The 20643-nt window shown below is 61.8% G+C and carries 21 protein-coding genes; 6 read left to right on the top strand and 15 right to left on the bottom strand.

The window, feature by feature from the left end:
- Positions 1-173: 173 nt before the first annotated feature.
- Entirely contained in the window at positions 174-362 is a 189-nt protein-coding gene (locus AC07OT_RS11865; RefSeq protein ID WP_065947262.1) for a type II toxin-antitoxin system HicA family toxin, read from the top strand.
- 11 nt (positions 363-373) lie between these two features.
- Positions 374-778: a type II toxin-antitoxin system HicB family antitoxin gene (locus tag AC07OT_RS11860; protein ID WP_065924469.1), complete on the top strand. Its 405-nt coding sequence runs from the start codon at positions 374-376 to the stop codon at positions 776-778.
- 6 nt (positions 779-784) lie between these two features.
- Here the strand turns inward: AC07OT_RS11860 and AC07OT_RS11855 are convergent, their stop codons facing one another.
- Entirely contained in the window at positions 785-1981 is a 1197-nt protein-coding gene (locus tag AC07OT_RS11855; RefSeq protein ID WP_495108137.1) for an MFS transporter, read from the bottom strand.
- Positions 1982-2122: 141 nt separating this feature from the next.
- On the opposite strand from AC07OT_RS11855, the gene AC07OT_RS11850 reads away from it, so the two are divergent.
- A complete protein-coding gene (locus AC07OT_RS11850; RefSeq protein ID WP_495108136.1) occupies positions 2123-2737 on the top strand; it encodes a DUF5666 domain-containing protein in 615 nt (204 codons plus the stop codon).
- Between the two features lie 55 nt (positions 2738-2792).
- On the opposite strand, the gene AC07OT_RS11845 is transcribed toward AC07OT_RS11850, so the two are convergent.
- The 8 genes from AC07OT_RS11845 to gcl form a co-directional block, all read right to left on the bottom strand.
- On the bottom strand, positions 2793-3797 hold the full coding sequence (locus tag AC07OT_RS11845) for a sulfate ABC transporter substrate-binding protein (protein WP_027607038.1): 1005 nt from the start codon (positions 3795-3797) through the stop codon (positions 2793-2795).
- 95 nt (positions 3798-3892) lie between these two features.
- Positions 3893-4717 (bottom strand): ion transporter, encoded by an 825-nt coding sequence (locus AC07OT_RS11840; RefSeq protein WP_115488098.1) that lies wholly within the window; start codon positions 4715-4717, stop codon positions 3893-3895.
- Between the two features lie 31 nt (positions 4718-4748).
- Complete coding sequence (locus AC07OT_RS11835) at positions 4749-5624, bottom strand: urea transporter (protein WP_495108135.1); 876 nt, start codon at positions 5622-5624, stop codon at positions 4749-4751.
- A 138-nt stretch (positions 5625-5762) separates the two neighbouring features.
- Positions 5763-7178: a pyruvate kinase gene (gene pyk, locus AC07OT_RS11830; RefSeq protein ID WP_495108134.1), complete on the bottom strand. Its 1416-nt coding sequence runs from the start codon at positions 7176-7178 to the stop codon at positions 5763-5765.
- Entirely contained in the window at positions 7168-8448 is a 1281-nt protein-coding gene (locus tag AC07OT_RS11825) for a glycerate kinase type-2 family protein (RefSeq protein WP_495108133.1), read from the bottom strand. The genes pyk and AC07OT_RS11825 overlap by 11 nt, the downstream gene beginning before the upstream one ends.
- Before the next feature lie 54 nt (positions 8449-8502).
- On the bottom strand, positions 8503-9393 hold the full coding sequence (locus AC07OT_RS11820) for a 2-hydroxy-3-oxopropionate reductase (protein WP_092358523.1): 891 nt from the start codon (positions 9391-9393) through the stop codon (positions 8503-8505).
- A 167-nt stretch (positions 9394-9560) separates the two neighbouring features.
- Positions 9561-10343, bottom strand: coding sequence for a hydroxypyruvate isomerase (hyi, locus tag AC07OT_RS11815; protein WP_495108132.1), 783 nt, complete (start codon positions 10341-10343; stop codon positions 9561-9563).
- 10 nt (positions 10344-10353) lie between these two features.
- Positions 10354-12129, bottom strand: coding sequence for a glyoxylate carboligase (gcl, locus tag AC07OT_RS11810; RefSeq protein WP_495108131.1), 1776 nt, complete (start codon positions 12127-12129; stop codon positions 10354-10356).
- A gap of 256 nt (positions 12130-12385) precedes the next feature.
- Between gcl and AC07OT_RS11805 the strand changes: the two genes are divergently transcribed.
- A complete protein-coding gene (locus tag AC07OT_RS11805; RefSeq protein WP_281114376.1) occupies positions 12386-12826 on the top strand; it encodes a GlcG/HbpS family heme-binding protein in 441 nt (146 codons plus the stop codon).
- Between the two features lie 119 nt (positions 12827-12945).
- Here the strand turns inward: AC07OT_RS11805 and AC07OT_RS11800 are convergent, their stop codons facing one another.
- Positions 12946-13551 carry a TetR/AcrR family transcriptional regulator gene (locus AC07OT_RS11800; protein ID WP_065939935.1) on the bottom strand — a complete coding sequence of 202 codons (606 nt, stop codon included), beginning with the start codon at positions 13549-13551 and terminating at the stop codon, positions 12946-12948.
- A 135-nt stretch (positions 13552-13686) separates the two neighbouring features.
- Between AC07OT_RS11800 and AC07OT_RS11795 the strand changes: the two genes are divergently transcribed.
- Positions 13687-14601 carry a DUF808 domain-containing protein gene (locus AC07OT_RS11795; protein ID WP_495101305.1) on the top strand — a complete coding sequence of 305 codons (915 nt, stop codon included), beginning with the start codon at positions 13687-13689 and terminating at the stop codon, positions 14599-14601.
- A 72-nt stretch (positions 14602-14673) separates the two neighbouring features.
- Here AC07OT_RS11795 and AC07OT_RS11790 read toward each other — a convergent pair whose 3' ends face one another.
- The 4 genes from AC07OT_RS11790 to AC07OT_RS11775 form a co-directional block, all read right to left on the bottom strand.
- The gene (locus tag AC07OT_RS11790) at positions 14674-15177 is read right to left on the bottom strand and encodes a hypothetical protein (protein ID WP_115488106.1); all 504 of its coding nucleotides are present in this window, start codon (positions 15175-15177) and stop codon (positions 14674-14676) included.
- Between the two features lie 223 nt (positions 15178-15400).
- Positions 15401-15880: a hypothetical protein gene (locus tag AC07OT_RS11785; RefSeq protein WP_495108130.1), complete on the bottom strand. Its 480-nt coding sequence runs from the start codon at positions 15878-15880 to the stop codon at positions 15401-15403.
- A 189-nt stretch (positions 15881-16069) separates the two neighbouring features.
- Positions 16070-16858 (bottom strand): MlaA family lipoprotein, encoded by a 789-nt coding sequence (locus tag AC07OT_RS11780; RefSeq protein ID WP_027607049.1) that lies wholly within the window; start codon positions 16856-16858, stop codon positions 16070-16072.
- Positions 16851-18149 (bottom strand): serine/threonine protein kinase, encoded by a 1299-nt coding sequence (locus tag AC07OT_RS11775; RefSeq protein ID WP_065939932.1) that lies wholly within the window; start codon positions 18147-18149, stop codon positions 16851-16853. The genes AC07OT_RS11780 and AC07OT_RS11775 overlap by 8 nt, the downstream gene beginning before the upstream one ends.
- A 236-nt stretch (positions 18150-18385) precedes the next feature.
- Here AC07OT_RS11775 and AC07OT_RS11770 point away from each other — a divergent pair, with 236 nt between their 5' ends.
- Complete coding sequence (locus tag AC07OT_RS11770) at positions 18386-18754, top strand: hypothetical protein (RefSeq protein ID WP_065924484.1); 369 nt, start codon at positions 18386-18388, stop codon at positions 18752-18754.
- An 80-nt stretch (positions 18755-18834) separates the two neighbouring features.
- Here AC07OT_RS11770 and AC07OT_RS11765 read toward each other — a convergent pair whose 3' ends face one another.
- Entirely contained in the window at positions 18835-20388 is a 1554-nt protein-coding gene (locus tag AC07OT_RS11765) for a glycoside hydrolase family 17 protein (RefSeq protein WP_495108129.1), read from the bottom strand.
- Positions 20389-20643: the final 255 nt, after the last annotated feature.

The following is a 20643-nucleotide window of genomic DNA, read 5'->3' as shown; positions in this document are numbered from 1 at the left end:
CGCATCGCGAGGCAGCGCAGCGTACAAGCCTAAGGGTAATGCCCATGGAGTGTCATCCGGTTGGTGGTTTTCAACATGGCGCAAAACAACCATCAGTCAGCCTGACCTATTTTGTGCTTGAGTGAAGATAACTCTAGGGTTACTTTTGTTTAGGCCAAGCCAAGGAGGCTGGGGTGCAAAGCAGGCTATTGATCAAGGAGCTGCAAGAGGCGGGTTGGGTGCTGGATCGGGTCACGGGCAGTCATCATATTTTTACCCACCGCTATAACCCGTACACGATCCCGGTGCCGCATCCGAAGAAGGATCTGCCGCTGGGCACCATCAGAAGCATCAGGAAACGTGCCGGGCTGTTTCAGTTTTAAGGAGAGTATTCATGCAATACCCAATCTGTATCGAATGGGGCGATGACTTCACCGCCACCGGTATCCAGATCCCCGATATTCCAGGCGCAGTCACCGCCGGGGACAGTTTCGAAGAGGCCTACAACGCCGCGGTAGAAGTCGCGCACATCCTGCTGCAGGAGATCGCCGCAGAGGGCGGGGTGATTCCGATGCCAACGTCGGTGGCCGATCATCACACCCACGAAGATTACGCCGGGATGGGCTGGGGTATGCTCGAACTGGACATCTCGCCCTATCTGGGCAAGACCGAGAAGGTCAATGTGACCTTGCCCGGCTATGTCATCCAGCGAATCGACCGCTATGTGCGCGAGCACAAGGTCAAAAGCCGCTCGTCATTTCTGGCGGATGCGGCTTTGGAGAAGTTGGTGCGTTCTTAAGAGCAATCAGGCAGTGGCGACGGCTTCCCGACGCGAGGCGCTCAGGAACCGCACCAAGGCCAGCAGCGGGAACGCGCTGCCCACCAGCATCACGCCCAGCCAGCCGCCGTGTTCGTACACGCTGCTGGCAATCGCCGAGCCGAAGGCACCGCCGATGAAGATGCTGGTCATGTACAGCGCGTTCAAGCGGCTGCGGCTGTTGGCGTCGAGTGCATAGATGGCGCGTTGGCCGAGGACCATGTTCATCTGCACGCAGAAGTCCAGGACCACGCCGGTCACCGCCAGGCCGATCACGCTGTACAGTGGGTGCACAAAGGCCGGCAGGAAGCTCAACACCGCAAAGACCATGGCCAGCAGCGACGCGCGGTGGGTGTGGCCGGCATCGGCCAGGCGTCCGGCGATGGGGGCGGCAATGGCGCCGATGGCACCGACCAGGGCGAAGATCGCGATCTGGGTCTGGCTCAGGCCATGGTTGCGCACCAGTTCCAGCGGGGCGGCGGTCCAGAACAGGCTGAACGTGGCGAACATGCAGCCTTGGTAAAACGCACGTTGACGCAGCAGCGGTTGTTCTCGCAACAGGGTGCCCAGGGAACGCAGCAATTGGCCATAGCTGGCGCTGTGGTCCGGCTGGCGCTTGGGGATGGTCAGCATCAGCACCACGCTGATAAATACCATCAACGCAGCGGCGGCCATGAACATCGCGCGCCAGCCAAAATGGTCAGCCACGACGCTGGACACGGGTCGCGCCAGCAGGATGCCCAACAGCAGCCCACCCATGATGCTGCCGACCACCCGACCCCGAGACTCGGCGGGCGCCAGGTGTGCGGCCAGGGGGATCAGGATCTGTACCGACACCGAACTGAAGCCGATCAGCAACGACACCAGCAGGAACAGGTTCGGTTGTTCGGTAAAGGCAGCACCCAACAGGCTGGCAATTGCCACCACGGTCGTGATGATCATCAACTTGCGGTTTTCCAGCAGGTCGCCCAAAGGCACCAGGAAGAACAGGCCGAGGGCATAGCCGATCTGCGTCAGGGACACGATCAGGCTGGCCATCGCGGGGGTGAGGCCGATGTCCGGTGCGATCAGTTCGATGATCGGCTGGGCGTAGTAGATGTTGGCGACGATGGCGCCGCAGCAAAACGCAAACAGCATCACCATTGCGCGGGTCATGGTGCTCGTAGCGTGGGGGGTAGCATTCATGGTGTTCTCATAAAAGCGAAGGTAGATGGCGAGCGAGGGTAAAGACAAGGCTCAACGGCGAGTAGGCCGTTTGTGGTGATATCACTTATGCCGGGTGATGATACATTCAGACACAACTGCTGAAATAGGAAATCCAGCGTCATGAAAATCACGTTGAACAAGAGGCTCCTGGCTTCAAGCCTCGCTGTTGCAATGGCCATCGGCTTGGCCAATGCCGCCGATGCACCGCGCGTAGGCGTACGCGGGGCAATCACCGCGATGGGCGGTGATGCGATGCAGGTCAAGGTCAACAGCGGTGAAGACGTCACCGTGCACCTGACCAAGGACACCCAGGTGCGCGCCGTCACCCTGGCCAGGATCGATGAAATCAAGCCGGGCAGCTACATCGGCTCGGCCGCCATGCCCAACGCCGACGGTACCCTGACGGCGCTGGAAGTGCATGTGTTCCCACCGGCCATGGCCGGCACCGGCGACGGGCATCGGGCGTTTGACCTGAAGGAAGGCAGCAGCATGACCAACGGCACCGTCGGCGACCTGGTGGTCAGCAAAGGGCGGACGTTGACCGTGAAATACAAAGGCGGCGAACAGAAGATCGTGGTGCCGGAGGATGTGCCGATCGTCAACCTGGAACCGGGGGACCGCAGCTTGCTCAAGCCGGGGGTGAAGGTGGTGTTGTTTGCCGCGCAGGGGGCGGATGGGAAAATCACTGCCCAAGCCATTTCAGCCGGCAAGGATGGCGTGACACCGCCGATGTAACTGCAAAACCCAGATCTAAATGTGGGAGGGGCAAGCCTCCTCCCACATTTGTCAGTTACTGACCGGAGTAGATCTGGTCGAAAACCCCACCATCATTGAAGTGGGTTTTCTGCACGGTGCGCCAGTCACCAAAGGTCTTCTCCACCGACAGGAAGTCGACTTTCGGGAAGCGGTCGGTGTACTTGGCCAGCACCTTCGGATCACGCGGGCGCAGGTAGTTGTTGGCGGCTATTTCCTGGCCTTGCGGCGACCACAGGTACTTCAGGTAGTCTTCAGCGGCCACGCGGGTGCCTTTCTTCTCGACCACTTTATCCACCACCGACACCGGCGGCTCGGCTTCGGCGGAGACGCTTGGGTAGATCACTTCGAACTGATCACGGCCGAATTCACGGGCGATCATTTCGGCTTCGTTCTCGAAGGTCACCAGCACGTCGCCGATCTGGTTGGTCATGAACGTGGTTGTGGCGGCGCGGCCACCGGTGTCCAGCACGGGCGCCTGTTTGAACAGCTTGCCGACAAAGGCCTTGGCCTTGTCTTCGTCGCCGCCGTTCTTGAGTACATAACCCCAGGCCGACAGGTAGGTGTAGCGGCCGTTACCGGAGGTTTTCGGGTTGGGCACGATCACCTGCACGCCATCCTTGAGCAGGTCCGGCCAGTCTTTCAGGGCTTTCGGGTTGCCCTTGCGCACGATGAACACGGTGGCCGAGGTGAACGGCGCGCTGTTGTTCGGCAGGCGGGTGACCCAGTTGTCCGGCACCAGTTTGCCGTTGTCGACCAGGGCGTTGATGTCGGTGGCCATGTTCATGGTAATCACGTCAGCCGGCAGGCCGTCGATCACCGAGCGCGCTTGCTTGCTGGAACCGCCGAAGGACATCTGCAGGGTCAGCTTGTCGTTCGGGTGCTCGGCTTCCCAGTGCTTCTGGAAGGCGGCGTTGTAGTCCTTGTAGAAATCGCGCATCACGTCGTAGGAGACGTTGAGCAGAGTGACCGGGGCGGCCTGGACGGCGCCCGCGAGGGCAAGGCCGGCGGCCAGGAGAGAGGCGCTTACGAGTTTTTTCACTGCTCATTCCTTGTTGTTCGGGAGAAGAGGGAGGCACATTGCCAGCGACTATAGCCGGGGGCACTTAGTCGCTTAAAGATTAAAAAGAACTTTGCTTATTCCACTTTCTTAAAAAGAGCGCTGCCACAGCGCGAACAGAACGCCGCGTTGGGCTCGTGGCTGTTTTTCCTGCACACCGGGCAGTCGTGTTGCAGTTGCTCACCGCGCATGGCACTGGCCAGTTCGGCCGTAAAAATACCCGTGGGCACGGCGATGATCGAGTAACCGGTGATCATCACCAGCGACGAAATCACCTGGCCCAACGGCGTCTTGGGCACGATATCGCCAAAGCCTACGGTGGTCAGCGTCACGATCGCCCAATAGATGCCCTTGGGGATACTGGTGAAGCCGTGCTCCGGGCCTTCGATCACATACATCAAGGTGCCGAACACCGTCACCAGGGTGCACACGCTCACCAGGAACACCACGATCTTCTGCTTGCTGCCGCGCAGCGCCGCCATCAGGTAGTTGGCCTGCTTGAGGTACGGGCTGAGCTTGAGCACGCGGAAAATCCGCAGCATCCGGATGATGCGGATGATCAGCAGGTACTGCGCGTCGCTGTAGTACAGCGCAAGGATGCCGGGCACGATGGCGAGCAGATCCACCAGCCCGTAAAAGCTGAAGGCGTAGCGCAACGGCTTGGGTGAGCAGTACAGGCGCAACCCGTACTCGATCAGGAAGATCAGGGTGAAGCCCCATTCAATGTAGGCCAGCACATCGGCGTAGTTCTGGTGGACCTGGTCGATGCTGTCGAGCATCACGATCACCAGGCTGGCGAGGATGATCAACAGCAGGATGCCGTCAAAGCGCCGCCCGGCGACCGTGTCGCTTTGAAAAACCATGACGTAGAGCCGCTGACGCCAGTCGTTGTTGCTGTCCATAAAGCCCGCCTGAATCGAATATCGAGCAAGCCTAGGGGGATTCGAAGGGGCTGTCCATGCGGGGTTTCCTGAGTATTCGAGCGCCGGCGCGTACCAGCCAGCAGGCGAGGATAAACGGCGCGGTGAGTGCGGGCAGATGCAGGGCGGCAAAGCCCGGCGTGAGGGCGATCGCCAGCAGGATGCCGAGCAGCGGCAGCCAAGGTGGGCGCCGTGCCTGGCTCAGCGCCAGGGCCGCGAGAGCCGGGTTGTAGCTGTGCAGGCCGAGGAGGGCGGCGCTGGTGTCGTCCAGCAGCCATCCGATCAGTACGCCGCTGCTGGCGCCGATCACGGCCCAGACCGCGGCGCGCCGGTTCGCCAGCCACAGGCCGAGGGCAATCAGCGCGCCCGCCAGCGGCTGGTCCAGCAGCATGATCTGCGCGAGGCCGGTGAACGGCGCGCCGAGCACCGCCAGGGTCTCGGGCTCGCCCAGGGCCAAGGCACTGTGTGGGACGCTGCCCAGCAGCAGCCAGCCCAGGCCGACAAAGGGCGCGGTGTAGGCGGGCAGGTCGTGCGGCCGGCTGGCGTGTTTCAGCCACTGCCGCGTGAGGATCGCGCTCAAGCCGCCGCACGCGAGGATCAGCGGTGGCAACAAGGCCGACCAGGTGAAATGCTGGCTGATCAACAGGCCCAGCAATACGCCGTTGTAGCTATAGAGACCCGCCTGGCGCTCGGCCTTGGGATAGTCGCGACGCTGGGCCGTGAGCAACCCGGCGACCCCACCCAGCAGCGCACCGCCGAGCAAGGCCGGAGCGCCGATCAGGATCGCCAACAGGCACAGCAGGCCGCACAGCGGATGGCGTTGCAGGAAGATCTGGCTGAAACCGTTGAGCAGGGCTTCGGCCCAGTCGGGGCAGGTTGGGGTGTGCATTTTTAGTGAGTCAGTGGGACCGAGTTGGGCCCATCGGGGGCAAGCCCCCTCCCACACTTGATTGGGTTCACATAGTTAGAGGTGTGAATGCCGTCCAATGTGGGAGGGGGCTTGCCCCCGATGGGGCCTCTACAGGCGCTAGATCAGCGTCTCTATGCGCAAGGAGTTGGTCGACCCCGGTTGCCCGAACGGCACCCCGGCAGTGATCACCAAGGTATCCCCGCGCTGCGCCATGCCCTGGGCCTGGGCAATCTCCAGCGCGGTGGAACACACTTCATCCACCTGCCTCAGTCGATCATTGACCACCGAATGCACGCCCCACGCCACGCTCAAGCGGCGCGCGGTGGACAGGTTCGGCGTGAGGTTGAGAATCGGCGCTACCGGCCGTTCCCGCGCTGCGCGCAAGCTGGAACTGCCCGACTCGCTGTAGTTCACCAGCACCGCCACCGGCAGGATGCTGCTGATGCGCCGGATCGCGCAGCTGATGGCGTCCGACACCGTGGCATCGGCCTTGGGCCGGCTGACGTCGAGTTGGGTCTGGTAGTCCGGGCCGTTTTCCACCTGGCGGATGATCTTGCTCATCATCTGCACGGCTTCCAGCGGGTACTCGCCCGACGCGGTTTCCGCCGACAGCATCACCGCATCCGCGCCTTCGGCCACTGCATTGGCGACATCCGTCACTTCCGCGCGGGTCGGCGCCGGCGAGAAGCGCATGGACTCCAGCATCTGCGTCGCCACCACCACCGGTTTGCCCAACTGGCGGCAGGTGCGGATGATGTCTTTCTGGATTTGCGGCACGCTCTCGGCCGGCACTTCCACGCCCAGGTCGCCCCGGGCCACCATGATCGCGTCGCTCAGCTCGGCGATTTCCCGCAGGCGTTGTACGGCTGAGGGCTTCTCGATCTTGGCCATCAGGAACGCTTTGTCGCCGATCAGCTCGCGGGCCTCGCGGATGTCTTCCGGGCGCTGCACAAACGACAGCGCCACCCAATCCACGCCCAGCTCCAGGCCGAAGCTCAGGTCGCGACGGTCCTTGGCGGTGAGCGGGCTGAGTTCCAGCAAGGCTTGTGGGACGTTGACGCCTTTACGGTCGGACAACTCGCCGCCATTCAGTACGGTGGTGTCGATGGCATCGGCGTGCCGGGTGATCACGCGCAGGCGCAGCTTGCCGTCGTCGAGCAACAGGTCCATGCCCGGTTCCAGGGCGGCGATGATTTCCGGGTGGGGCAGGTTGACCCGGCGCTGGTCACCCGGCGTCGGGTCCAGGTCCAGGCGCAGGGCCTGGCCACGCACCAGTTGCACCTTGCCTTCGGCAAACGTCCCGACGCGCAGCTTCGGTCCCTGCAGGTCCATGAGGATGCCCAGCGGGTAGTTGAGCTGGCGCTCCACCTGGCGAATCCAGTGGTAGCGCCGGGCGTGATCGGCATGCTCACCGTGGCTGAAGTTGAGGCGAAAGATATTCACCCCGGCTTGCACCAGCTCACGGATATCGTCGATACCGTCGGTGGCCGGGCCCAGGGTGGCGAGGATCTTGACCTTCTTGTCAGGCGTCATGGTGGGCAGTCTCAAGAATCAGGATGGCGCGCACGTCATTGACATTTGTGCGGGTCGGCTCGGTAACGATCAAGCCGTCGAGGGCGGCGAAGTAGCCATAACCGTTGTTGTTATCCAACTCGTCGCTGGCCGACAGGCCCAGGGCTTCGGCGCGTGCATAGCTGCACGGGGTCATGATTGCGCCGGCGTTGTCTTCCGAGCCGTCGATGCCGTCGGTGTCGCCGGCCAGGGCGTACACGCCCGGCAGACCTTTGAGGCTGTCGGTCAGGCTCAACAGGAATTCGGCGTTGCGCCCGCCACGGCCATTGCCGCGCACGGTGACGGTGGTTTCCCCACCGGAGAGGATCACGCACGGCGCCGCCAACGGCTGGCCGTGCTGCACGATTTGCCGCGCGATGCCGGCGTGCACTTTGGCCACCTCCCGCGCTTCGCCTTCCAGGTCGCCGAGGATCAGCGCGCTGAAACCGGCCTGGCGCGCTTTCACCGCCACCGCTTCCAGGGATTGTTGCGGGCGCGCGATCAGCTGGAAGTGGCTGCGGGCGAGCACCGGGTCGCCGGGCTTGACGGTTTCCGAGGCCGGATTCTGCAACCAGCTGCGCACGGCGGCCGGTACGTCGATGTCGTAGCGCTTGAGGATCGCCAGGGCCTGTTGCGAGGTGCTGGGGTCGCCGACCGTGGGGCCGGAGGCGATGACCGTGGCCTGGTCACCCGGCACATCGGAAATCGCGTAGGTGTAGACCGTGGCCGGCCAGGCCGCCTTGGCCAGCCGACCGCCCTTGATTGCCGAGAGGTGCTTGCGTACGCAATTCATCTCGCCAATGGTGGCGCCGGATTTGAGCAGGGCTTTGTTGATGGCCTGCTTGTCGGCCAGGCTGATGCCTTCGGCAGGCAGTGCCAGGAGTGCCGAGCCGCCGCCGGAGAGCAGGAAGATCACGCGATCGTCTTCACTCAGGTTGCTGATCAGTTCCAGCACGCGCTTGGCCACTGCAAGGCCGGCGGCATCGGGCACCGGGTGGGCGGCTTCGACCACTTCGATTTTCTGGCAAGGGGCGCCGTGACCGTAGCGGGTGACCACCAGGCCTGAGACGTCGCCTTGCCAGCAATTCTCGACGACCAGCGCCATGGCGGCCGCCGCCTTGCCGGCGCCGATCACGATCACGCGGCCGCTGCGGTCGGCGGGCAGGCAGGGTTCGAGGACGTGCCGGGGATGGGCGGCGTCGATGGCTGTGGCAAACAGCTCGCGAAGCAGGTGTTGCGGATCGACCGACATAAGCGGGCTCCCGGGTATTTTTGTTATTAGAGGTGCAGCCATTTCAAAGGGGGGTTATTTATCGCGAATCGAGAAGTTCGCCATATGCTCCAACCCCTTGATCAGCGCCGAGTGGTCCCAATTCCCGCCACCAAGCGCCGCGCAGGTGCTGAACACTTGCTGGGTGCCGGCCGTATTCGGCAGGTTGATCCCCAGTTCCCTGGCACCGGCCAGGGCCAGGTTGAGGTCCTTCTGGTGCAGGTTGATGCGGAAACCCGGATCGAAGGTACCCTTGATCATGCGTTCGCCATGCACTTCGAGGATCTTCGACGAGGCAAAGCCGCCCATCAGCGCTTCACGTACTTTGGCCGGGTCGGCGCCGTTCCTGGAGGCGAACAGCAGTGCTTCGGCCACCGCCTGGATATTCAGCGCGACGATGATCTGGTTGGCCACTTTGGCGGTCTGGCCATCGCCATTGCCGCCCACCAGGGTGATGTTCTTGCCCATGCTCTGGAACAGCGGCAGGGCACGTTCGAAGGTCTGTGGTTCGCCACCGACCATGATGCTCAAGGTCCCGGCCTTGGCGCCGACTTCACCGCCGGACACCGGGGCGTCGAGGTACTGCGCGCCGTGCTCGTTGATCTTTGCCGCAAACGCCTTGGTGGCCGTGGGAGAGATCGAACTCATGTCGATCACCACCTTGTTCGGCGACAGGCCCGCCGCCACACCGTCGGCGCGGAACAGCACGTCGTCGACCTGCGGGGTGTCGGGGACCATGACGATAATGAACTCGGCTTCCTGGGCCACTTGCTGCGGGGTGGCCAGGGCCACTGCGCCGGCGCTGATCAGCTCGGCCGGTGCCTTGCCGTGGTGTTCGGAAAGCAACAGTTGATGACCGGCTTTCTGCAGGTTTGCGGCCATGGGTTGGCCCATGATGCCGGTGCCGATAAATCCGATTTTAGCCATGATGAAATCCTCTTTTTATGCTCTGTGGGCGCTGGGCTTGCAGTGGTGAGCGGGCTTGTCCCGCGCTGGCTGCGTAGCAGCCCCATGGGGTCAGTGGTAAACCCGTCGGGGGACAAGCCCCCCTCACCACAGCAAGCCCCCTCCCACAAGGTTTTGTGTGGTGTCGGTTAGACGGCGTTGTGGGTTTTAAGCCAGCCCAAACCCGCTTCGGTGGTGGTCAGCGGCTTGTACTCACAGCCGACCCAGCCCGCGTACCCGATGCGGTCCAGATGTTCGAACAGGAAGCGGTAGTTGATCTCCCCGGTTCCCGGCTCATTGCGCCCAGGGTTGTCCGCCAGCTGAATGTGATTGATCTCCTCCAGGTGCGCCGCCATGGTCCGGGCCAGGTCGCCTTCCATGATTTGCATGTGGTAGATGTCGTACTGCAGGAACAGGTTGTCACTGCCCACCTGTTCGCGAATCGACAGGGCCTGTGCAGTGTTGTTGAGGTAGAAACCCGGAATGTCGCGGGTGTTGATCGCTTCCATCACCAGCTTGATGCCCGCCGCCTGCAGCTTGCCGGCGGCGTACTTGAGGTTGGCGACAAAGGTCCTCTCCACGGTTTCATCATCCACACCCTGGGGCCGAATCCCCGCCAGGCAGTTGATCTGGGTATTGCCCAGCACCTGGGCGTAGGCGATGGCCAGCGTGACCCCGGCGCGGAATTCCTCGACCCGGTCCGGGTGGCACGCCAGGCCGCGTTCGCCCTTGGCCCAGTCACCGGCCGGCAGGTTGAACAGCACCTGGGTCAGGCCATGGGTATCGAGCTGGGCCTTGATTTCAGCCGAGCTGAATTCGTAGGGGAACAGGTACTCGACACCCTGGAAGCCGGCATCGGCAGCGGCCTTGAAGCGCGCGAGAAAGTCCTGCTCGGTAAACAGCATGGACAGGTTGGCGGCAAAGCGTGGCATAGGGTTCTCCTTAATCGAGCAGGGAAATGGCGGTCGGCGCATCGTTGCCGACCAGGGCCAGGTCTTCGAATTCGTTGACGGCGTTGATCTCGGTGCCCATGGAAATATTGGTCACGCGCTCCAGAATGATCTCGACGATCACCGGCACCTTGAATTCTTCGATCATCTGTTCGGCCTTGCGCAGCGCCGACGCGATCTGTCCCGGTTCGAACACGCGCAGGGCCTTGCAACCCAGGCCTTCAGCGACGGCAACGTGGTCGACGCCATAGCCGTTCAGCTCTGGTGCGTTGAGGTTGTCGAAAGACAACTGCACGCAGTAGTCCATTTCAAACCCGCGCTGGGCCTGGCGGATCAGCCCCAGGTAAGAGTTGTTCACCACCACGTGGATGTACGGCAGCTTGACCTGCGCGCCCACGGCCAGTTCTTCGATCATGAACTGGAAGTCATAGTCGCCGGACAGCGCCACCACCTTGCGGCTAGGGTCGGCCTTGACCACGCCCAGCGCCGCCGGAATGGTCCAGCCCAACGGGCCGGCCTGGCCGCAGTTGATCCAGTGGCGGGGCTTGTACACATGCAGGAACTGCGCGCCGGCAATCTGCGACAGGCCGATGGTGCTGACGTAGCAGGTGTCTTTGCCGAACACCTGGTTCATCTCTTCGTACACCCGTTGCGGCTTGACCGGCACGTTGTCGAAGTGGGTCTTGCGCTGCAGGGTCGCCTTGCGCTGCTGGCAGTCATGCAGCCAGGCGCTGCGGTCCTTGAGCTTGCCGGCGGCTTTCCACTCGCGGGCGACTTCGATGAACATCGTCAGCGCGGAGCCGGCGTCGGACACGATGCCCAGGTCCGGGGTGAATACGCGGCCAATCTGCGTCGGCTCGATGTCGACGTGAATGAATTTACGCCCTTCGGTGTAGACCTCGACCGAACCGGTGTGGCGGTTGGCCCAACGGTTACCGATACCCAGTACCACGTCCGATTTGAGCAGCGTCGCGTTGCCGTAGCGGTGGGAGGTTTGCAGGCCAACCATACCGACCATCTGTGGGTGATCGTCGGGAATGGTGCCCCAGCCCATCAGCGTCGGGATCACCGGGATGCCGGTCAGTTCGGCGAACTCCACCAACAGCTCGCTGGCGTCGGCGTTGACCACGCCGCCGCCGCTCACCAGCAACGGGCGTTCCGCCTGATCCAGCAGGGCCAGGGCCTTTTCGACCTGGATGCGGGTGGCCAATGGCTTGGCCAGTGGCAGCGGCTGGTAGGCGTCGATATCGAATTCGATCTCGGCCATCTGCACGTCGAACGGCAGGTCGATCAGCACCGGACCAGGGCGGCCGGAGCGCATTTCATAGAAGGCTTTCTGGAACGCGTACGGCACTTGGCCCGGCTCGAGGACGGTGGTCGCCCATTTGGTCACCGGCTTGACGATGCTGGTGATGTCCACGGCCTGGAAATCTTCCTTGTGCAGGCGGGCCCGTGGTGCCTGGCCGGTGATGCACAGGATCGGGATCGAGTCCGCCGAGGCGCTGTAGAGGCCGGTGACCATGTCGGTGCCCGCCGGGCCCGAGGTGCCAATGCACACGCCGATATTGCCGGCCTTGGTGCGGGTGTAACCCTCGGCCATGTGCGAGGCGCCTTCAACGTGGCGAGCAAGGACGTGATCGATGCCACCCACCTTCTGCAAGGCTGAGTACAGCGGGTTGATCGCAGCGCCTGGGATACCGAAGGCGGTGTCCACGCCTTCACGGCGCATGACGAGGACGGCGGCTTCGATTGCTCTCATTTTGCTCATGATTTTGGTGCCTCTTGCGTTTTGTAATTGTATACAAGTGGTGTCTGTCCAAAGTGTATTCACGGCGGGAGGCACAGGTCAATCCATTTTATTGGTTGGTCTTTGCGTTCGTCGGAACCGCTTTTTTCGACGTATGGAGCCTTTGTTTGAAAATATTGTATACAAAAATAAATATCATTGTGTTCTATTTGTTTGATCGAGCATCTGATCAAACAGACCTCCACCGCTTTCCCAATAACAAAAGAAGGACGGCACCATGAGCGCTTTAACCTTGAAGATTGCCACCCAACTGGCCAGCCAGGCCCTCAGCGCAGGGCGCACGATCTCAGCTGCACCGCTGACCGTTGCGGTGCTCGACAGCGGTGGCCACTTGATCACCGTGCAGCGCGAAGACGGCGCCAGCCTGTTGCGCCCGCAAATCGCCATCGGCAAGGCCTGGGGCGCGATTGCGCTGGGCAAGGGCTCGCGCTTGCTGGCGCTGGACGCACAGCAACGGCCGGCGTTTATCGCGGCGTTGAACAGCCTGGGGCAGGGTAGCGTGGTGCCGGCGCCGGGTGGGGTGTTGATTCGGGATCAGGCGGGGGCGGTACTGGGGGCGATCGGGATCAGCGGGGATACGTCGGATATTGATGAGCAGTGTGCGATCACGGCGATCGAGGGGCTGGGGCTGAGGGCGGATGCGGGGGTGTCAGCGTGAGTCGCGTGTGACTGTAAGGGCCTCATCGGGAGCAAGCCCCCTCCCACAGTCTTGAGCGTATTCACGGTTCAATAGGTGGGAGGGGGCTTGCCCCCGATTGGCACAGGCATCTCGGTGCATCAGTCCGGCGCACAGCCCTTGAGCACCAACCGAATAATCGTCTGCGCCGCCGCTTCATAATCGGCCTCATCCAGCTTGGCTTTGCCGGTCACCGCGGAAATCTGCCAGTCGAAATCCGCATAGGTCTGCGTCGCCGCCCAGATGCTGAACATCAGGTGATGAGGGTCGATAGCTGCAATCAACCCGCGATCCACCCAGCTCTGGATGCAGTCGATGTTGTGCTTGGCCTGGGCATTGAGTTGTTGGACCTGCTCGGCACTCAGGTGCGGTGCGCCATGCATGATTTCGCTGGCGAACACCTTGGAGGCGAAGGGCAGGTCGCGGGAGATGCGGATTTTCGAGCGGATGTAGTTGCTCAGCACCGCTGAAGGCTCGCCCTCGGGGTTGAACGGCGTGGACGCCGCCAGGATCGGCTCGATAATGCTTTCGAGCACCTCGCGGTAGAGGTTGTCCTTGGACTTGAAGTAGTAATACACGTTGGGCTTGGGCAGCCCGGCCTTGGCGGCGATGTCGCTGGTTTTGGTCGCGGCGAAGCCCTTGTCGGCAAACTCCTCGCTTGCCGCCCGCAGGATCTTTTCTTTGTTGCGCTCGCGAATGGTGCTCATAAACCAGGGTTTTCCTTGCCAGTGCAGGCGGTCGGGCATGTTAGCACCGGCTATCCGCGAGCCTCAACAATGTGTCCGCAACGCCTTGCGCCGCGCTATGCTCGCGTCATCTTTTCTCTTACGGAAGTGCGTTTCATGGCAGGAAGCAGTTTGCTGGTGTTGATCGACGACATCGCCACCGTCCTCGACGATGTCGCCCTGATGACCAAGATGGCCGCCAAGAAAACCGCCGGCGTGCTGGGCGATGACCTGGCGCTCAACGCCCAGCAGGTTTCCGGTGTGCGTGCCGAGCGGGAAATCCCGGTGGTATGGGCCGTTGCCAAGGGCTCGTTTATCAACAAATTGATCCTGGTGCCCACCGCGTTGTTGATCAGCGCCTTCGCTCCTTGGGCCGTGACACCGTTGTTGATGCTCGGCGGCGCCTACCTGTGTTTCGAAGGTTTCGAGAAGCTCGCGCATAAATTCCTGCACAGCAAGGCTGAAGTCCAGGCCGACCATGCGCAGTTGGTTGAAGCGGTGGCTAACCCGGCTACTGATCTGGTGGCTTTTGAAAAGGACAAGATCAAAGGCGCGATCCGGACTGACTTCATCCTCTCTGCGGAAATCATCGCCATCACCCTCGGCACCGTGGCCGATGCGCCGTTGATGCAGCAAGTGATTGTCCTGTCGGGCATCGCCATCGTCATGACCATCGGCGTCTACGGGCTTGTAGCTGGCATCGTCAAGCTGGATGACCTGGGCCTGTGGCTTACCCAGAAGCCTGGCCAGATGGCTCGCAGTATCGGTGGCGGCATTCTGCGCGCGGCACCGTACATGATGAAGAGCCTGTCGGTGATCGGCACGGCGGCGATGTTCATGGTCGGCGGTGGCATCCTTACCCATGGTGTGCCGGTGGTGCATCATTGGGTGGAAACGGTGAGCCAGAGTGTCGGTGGGGTGGCGTGGCTGATGCCGACCCTGTTGAACGCGGGTGTGGGGATTGTCGCCGGGGCGGCGGTATTGGTGGTGGTGTCGGTGGTCGGTCGGTTGTGGCGTACTGCGAGGGCCTGACATTTCGGTCAGGCCACCGACGTGTATCAGCGCAGCGCGCGTCGTCACGCCCGCCGCCTGCAACCTTGCCGATTACTGGGCGAAGGCCTTGTAGCCATTCTGCTCGAAGTTGTAAAGCGTGTTTGCTTCTGAACCTTTCACGTAGTCATAGCTACTGTCAGAGGAGGCGCTTGCAGTCATTGGTCGGGTGTAAAGCGTCCCTTCTATCTGGTTGTTATTGGGTGTCGACTCGGTGCCGCCCTTGGCATCGGCGTATTGGAATACGCGCTCGGCATTTGCGGCCCGGTCGGCCCGAGTATCGTTCGACGCATTCATGTCGTCCCAATCGCCTGTCTGAGACTTGATCCCCGTCAGTTTGTCATCCTTGAGCGCTTCGCGCGCGCTCGCAAAAAGCGGGGTGTTGGTAATGGCGTCGACGCTGCGATGATCGCCAGGTGCCCTGCCCGTATTGCCGGTAGGCGCACTGATAGAGGCGTGCCCCTGCTGGCCTGTCGACGACTGGGAGCCTGCCGGGCCGTTTGCCTGGGCGTATCCGGTATTGTATTGATTGGAGCCGCTGGAGTTGTTTACATCCATCAAGGTTTTCCGTTTTTCAATGATTAGGCGTCTGATTGGGAACCCGTGGGTTCGCGCCTTAAGTGGTTTTCCCGAATGAAACGGTTCCCGTAGACCTAGGAAATCTAGTGGTCTGCGTGTCGGGGAAATTACCGGTTTACGTCAAGCTCGTGAGTATCGGTGTACACGGGCACCAGGCGTACCCTGAAGGCTTGAGTTCAGAGGTACCCCCGCCGTGTTTGCTTCAGGAGGGGTATTGCAAGGCGCTGTAACCTTTTTCGCTGAAAGCCTTTAGCAACTGCGCTTCGGAACCGGTGGACACACTGCCGAACTGGCCAAAGCCCTGCATGCGGTGATCGCCTTGTTGCGATGAGCCCTGCCGCTTGAGGCCTTCGCGACCATCGATGTGGTTCACCACTTCCGACAGGTTATAGGCCGCATCCGCACGGGATTCAGGATTTTCGTTGGCAGGGCCCCAATCGCCGGTCTGCTGTTTGAGCTTGTTAAGAAAGTCGTTGGAGAAAGGGCCGTCCTGCTTGAGCACGTCTTTGAGCGCCGGATTATCACTGAGGATTTTTTCTGCGCCGCGGTGATCGCCGGCAGGCCTGCCATAAGCACCTGTGGGAGCGCCCGTGCCAGCGTTCTTCGATGCCTGCGGTTCGGCTGCTTGAGGGCTATACGCAGAAGGGGTGGAGGAAGGGCTGGAGGAAATAGATTGCGTCATATTGAAATATCCACTCAAAGTTCAAGGTGGGTAACCGCCTCATCCGCCCGATATTTGTCAGGCTTGTCTGTGGGGGGACCTGGACTCTGTGTGGCGTGGCTGTGCGGCTGGTTCCCGTCATGCTGCTGTTACCGCCACTGCGCGCAAAAAAAGGCCATTCATTCGAATGGCCTTTTTTGTCGGCGTTATTTACTCGGCAATCTGCAACTTGCGTGATTCCGTATAGATATACCGCACCTTCTCATACTCGAACGGCGAGTTCATCTGACCGTAGCGGAAGCTGGTCTGGTAGCGCTTGTCCACCGCGCGCAGGGCCCAGATTTCCGGGTGGTTGGAGCTGACTTCGGAGACGTTGAGGAAGTTGATCTGGGACTCGGCGGTGTAGTCCACCAGCAAGCCGCCAGTGTCGCGCAGGTTCGACGGGCCGAAGATCGGCAGCACCAGGTAGGCACCGCCGGGCACGCCGTAGAAGCCCAGGGTCTGGCCGAAGTCTTCGCTCTGGCGCGGCAGGCCCATGGCGGTCGCCGGGTCCCACAGGCCGGCGATGCCGACGGTGGTGTTGAGCAGCAGGCGCCCGGTGGTTTCCAGGGAACGGTGGCCCTTGAGTTGCAGCAGGCTGTTCAACAGGTTGGGCACGTCGCCCAGGTTGTTGAAGAAGTTGCTCACGCCGGTGCGCAGGAAGCTTGGCGTGACGTAGCGGTAACCGTCGACCACCGGCAGGAACACCCATTGGTCAAAGCGGTAGTTGAAGTGGTACACGCGGCGGTTCCACGATTCGAGCGGGTCATACACGTTGAGGGCGTTGACCGACGAGCGTTCGAATTCGCGTTGGTCCAGGCCCGGGTTGAACTTGAGTTTGCTCAACGGCTCCTTGAATCCGTCGGAGTCCATCACCACAGGCGCGTGAGCCTTGCTGTTGTCGGCATTGGCAACGCCTGCGCACATCAGGGCGGCAAGCAGCAGAAGATATTTAGCCACGGAAGAACTCCAGCATGGCGTCGGCGTTGACGCGGTAATTGAGGTTGCCGCAATGGCCGCCCAGGGGGTAGACGGTCAAGCGATCGCCGAAGGTCTTGCGCAGGAAGCCGAGGTCGCCCGGGCCGAGGATCACGTCGTCGGCGTTGTGCATGACGGCGATTTTCGGGCTGGCGTGCAGGTAGTCCTTGAGGGCGTACAGGCTGACCTGGTCAACCAGTTGCAACAGGCTGCCGCCGTCGGAGCGGGCGCGCCACATCGGGATCACCTGTTCGGTGAGGTAGCAATCGAAGTCGCATTGCAGCGCACGCTTGAGGAACGGCGTGAGGCTGGTGCCTTCGCTGATCGGGTACTTCGGCGGGATGATCAGGCCACGGCGGTTGATCAGGTCCGAAGTAAAGGCGATGTCGGCCGCTGAGAAGCGGAACGAGGTGCCGATCAGCATGGCCATCTGTTCGTTGGTCAGGTGCTGCTTGGATTGCTGGAAGTCGTAGAGCAGGGCGTCGTTGAGGTCGATGTAGCCCTTTTGCTGGAAGTAACGGGTCAGCTTGTTCAACACCAGTTCATAGAAGGTGGTGGTGTTGTTGATGCCCTTGACCTCGGTCTGTACCAGCTTGTCGAGGTTGGTGATCGAGGTGTAGAGGTTGACCGGCGGGTTGAGCAGCAGCACTTTCTTGAAGTTGAAGCTGCGGCGGGTCTCGTCGAGCTTGCTGACAAACGCCGCATCCAGCGCACCGAGGCTGTAGCCGGTGAGATAGAAGTCGGTCACCGGCAGCGAGGCATTCTGGGCACGCACGGCCTGCATCACGCGGTACATGTCTTCGGCATCTTCCTGGCTGATGCCGGGGGTGGCGAAGCGCGATGCCGAGGCGATGAAGTCGAAGCTGGTGGGCGACGACAGTTGCACCACGTGGTAGCCGGCCTGGTAATACAGTTTTTTCAGGTATTCGTTGATGCTGCTGTCAAACCGCGCACCGGTGCCCGCGATCAGGAAGATCAGCGGCGCGGCGCGGTCCTGCTTGGCGATGCGGTAAGTGAGCTTCTTCACTGCCCAGAAATTGTCCGGCAGGCTGAACTCGCGCTCGGGGCGCATGTTCAGGGTGTAGTCGGACTGGTTGATCTGGTCGTCGGTCGGCAATGTCGGCCGAAGGTCGGGCGGGGTGGTGGCGATGGTCGCTTCGAACGGGTTGGTCAAAGGGTAGCCATAGCTGGCTTGGTCGATATCGACGGCCAGTGCTGACGCACTCAAAAAAAGGCTGCCCAGTAAGGCAGCACAGCGCAAGGAACGGAGCATGACTTAATCCCTAAGAGGAAACGTGCTAAATGAAGTTCGCAGGCTATGACCACCGCGTTGCCACCGAAGTGCCAGCTCTCGGCACGAAAAGTCGGAAAATAACGTCGGATTCGGGGTAATAGTAGCGAGACGATACACTTTGCCATGCATTAGTGAACACTAATTGTGTGTATGCACCTTGCTAACGGCCGCTGGCGCATTAAGCTGAGCGCCGTTTTTGCCTATCGGAGTGCTCCATGTCCCGCCGCTTGCCGTTGATTTTGCTGCTTATTGCCCTGCCGTTATGGCTGGCTGCCAGTTATGGCGCGCGTTACGGCTTTATGGAAGATGGCCAGTGGGTCGGCATCTGTGCCGACGAGGCCAGCCGCTGGGAATGCCAGGTACGTTCGAACCTGGGCTTGATGATTCACTTCAAGGTGCTGGGCTGGGCCGCGCTGGTGACCTCGGTGCTGGCGTTTTTCGTACCGGGCCGTGCGGGATGGGGCTTGGCGGTGCTGGGGCTGGTGTTCGGGCTGCCGGCCCTGGCGTTGTACAACACCTCGTTTGCGGTGTTTGCGGTGGTGATTGCGGGGTTGCGGTTGGTCAGGCAGTCGCGGCGCGCCTGATCAGGCCAATCGGGGGCAAGCCCCCTCCCACATGAGAACGCAGTCCAAAGGTGGGAGGGGGCTTGCCCCCGATGGCGCTCTTAAGCCTTGCGCATCCGCAAGCACCGCCACAAAGCCACAACCATCAACCCACTGACCACCGCCCAACCCCACGCCTGCTGGTTCAGCAGGCCTTCACGGTACAGCTGTGGCGCAATGCCGGCCCCGATGATAAAGGTCAGCAAGGCAATCTCCCGGCGTGGCCCGGCCACCGGACGAATCAGATACACCAACGCCGGCAGCAGCAGCGCCGCACTCGGGAAGCTGCGGTAGCGTGGGTCAAACACCAGTGCCAGCATCATCACCGCACCGGCGAACCCGGCGATTGCCACCAGCCAGCCGGCACGGTGTTCCAGCCAGTTGAACAGGCGTTCGCGCAAGCCTTCACGGGCACTCAGGGCCAGGGCCGCGTGGGCCAGTACCAGCAGGTTCAGCGCCACGAGTAAACCGGCCCATGCCCATTCATCGTTGAAGCGCGCAGTCACGCGGGTCAGTTCGGCCCAGGTGCCGATGGAACAGGCCGCCACTGCACCCAGCATGGGCAGGGCCATCGCGGCGCGCGTGGTGCGGACGCGACCACCGAGCACCAGCGTGCCCAGCAGGATAATCCCGCCGACCCCCAGCCACAGCGGCCAGTGCGGCACATTGGTCACCGGCCCGGCGAGGATGCCCTTGTCCTGACGGTCGGCATCGAACAGGCCCCAGTAACCGCCCACGGCACCTTCACTGGCGCGCTTCCACGGCTGGTCAAACGCTTCGATCAGGTTGTAGTGCCAGCCATTGGCCTCGGCCATGGCCACGAAGCCACGCATGAACTTGGCTTCGTTGACACGACTCGGTACCGCGGTTTCGCGTTGGCGGCCTTCGCTGGGCCAGCCGGTCTCGCCGATCAATATGTCCTTGGGCGCGAATTTGTTGCCAAAAGTCTGGCGTACATCGCCCACATGCTTGAGGGCCTGGTCGATACCGGAGGGGTCATCTTCCCAGTAGGGCAGCAGGTGGATGGTCAGGAAGTCCACCGCCGGAGCGATTTCCGGGTGCTGCAGCCAGAACTCCCAGACGTCGGCGTAGGTAACCGGCTGCTTGATCTGGCTTTTAACTTTCTGGATCAGCGCCACCAGCTGTTTGGCGGTGACTTCCTTGCGCAGCAGCGCTTCGTTGCCGACGATCACCGAGGTAACCACATCGGGGTTGGCATTCGCCGAGGCGATCAGTTGGTCGACCTCTTTTTCGGTTGCGACCGGGTCGCTGCTGACCCAGGCGCCCGCCATCACCTTCAGGCCGTGCTTACGCGCCAGGTCCGGCAAGGCTTCCAGGCCGGTCATGGAGTAGGTGCGGATGCACTCGAAGCGGGTGGCCAGCAGGGCGAGGTCGGCGTCCATGCGCGCGGGGCGCAGTGTGAACGGTTGGTCGAAGGGCGATTGGTCCTTGTCGAACGGTGTGTACGACGCGCATTGCAGTTTGTGACTGGCACTGGCCACATCCGGCAGCACCACCGGCCGGCCGAGGCCATACCAGTAACCGACAAGGGCCAGCAGGCCGAGGATCAAAGCGAAGCAATAGGGCAAGGCAGGGAAGCGGGCAGTGGCGGGCATGGTCGGCTTATCTGGGGGAGCAAAGGCGCGCATCTTACCCGGATTTGCGCTATCCCAGTGGGGCTGCATAATTTTGACATGCAAAGTTCAGGCGGGATCGTGGGGTTAAGTCCTACAAAAAGTCCTACTGGCGATGTGATGTCGTTTCTTGCTTGCATGAGGTCGCTGACAGAGCAGGTCGAAGGCTGCGGCAGGTTGATGATCGAGGTGTCAGCACTCCACTGATGTCGCAGCAGCCGGATCGATGCGCGTGAA

The sequence above is a fragment of the Pseudomonas sp. GW821-FHT09C10 genome (assembly GCF_059418085.1).
The sequence above is the reverse complement of the archived record's forward strand: the minus strand, read 5'-3'. Positions and strand labels throughout refer to the sequence as shown.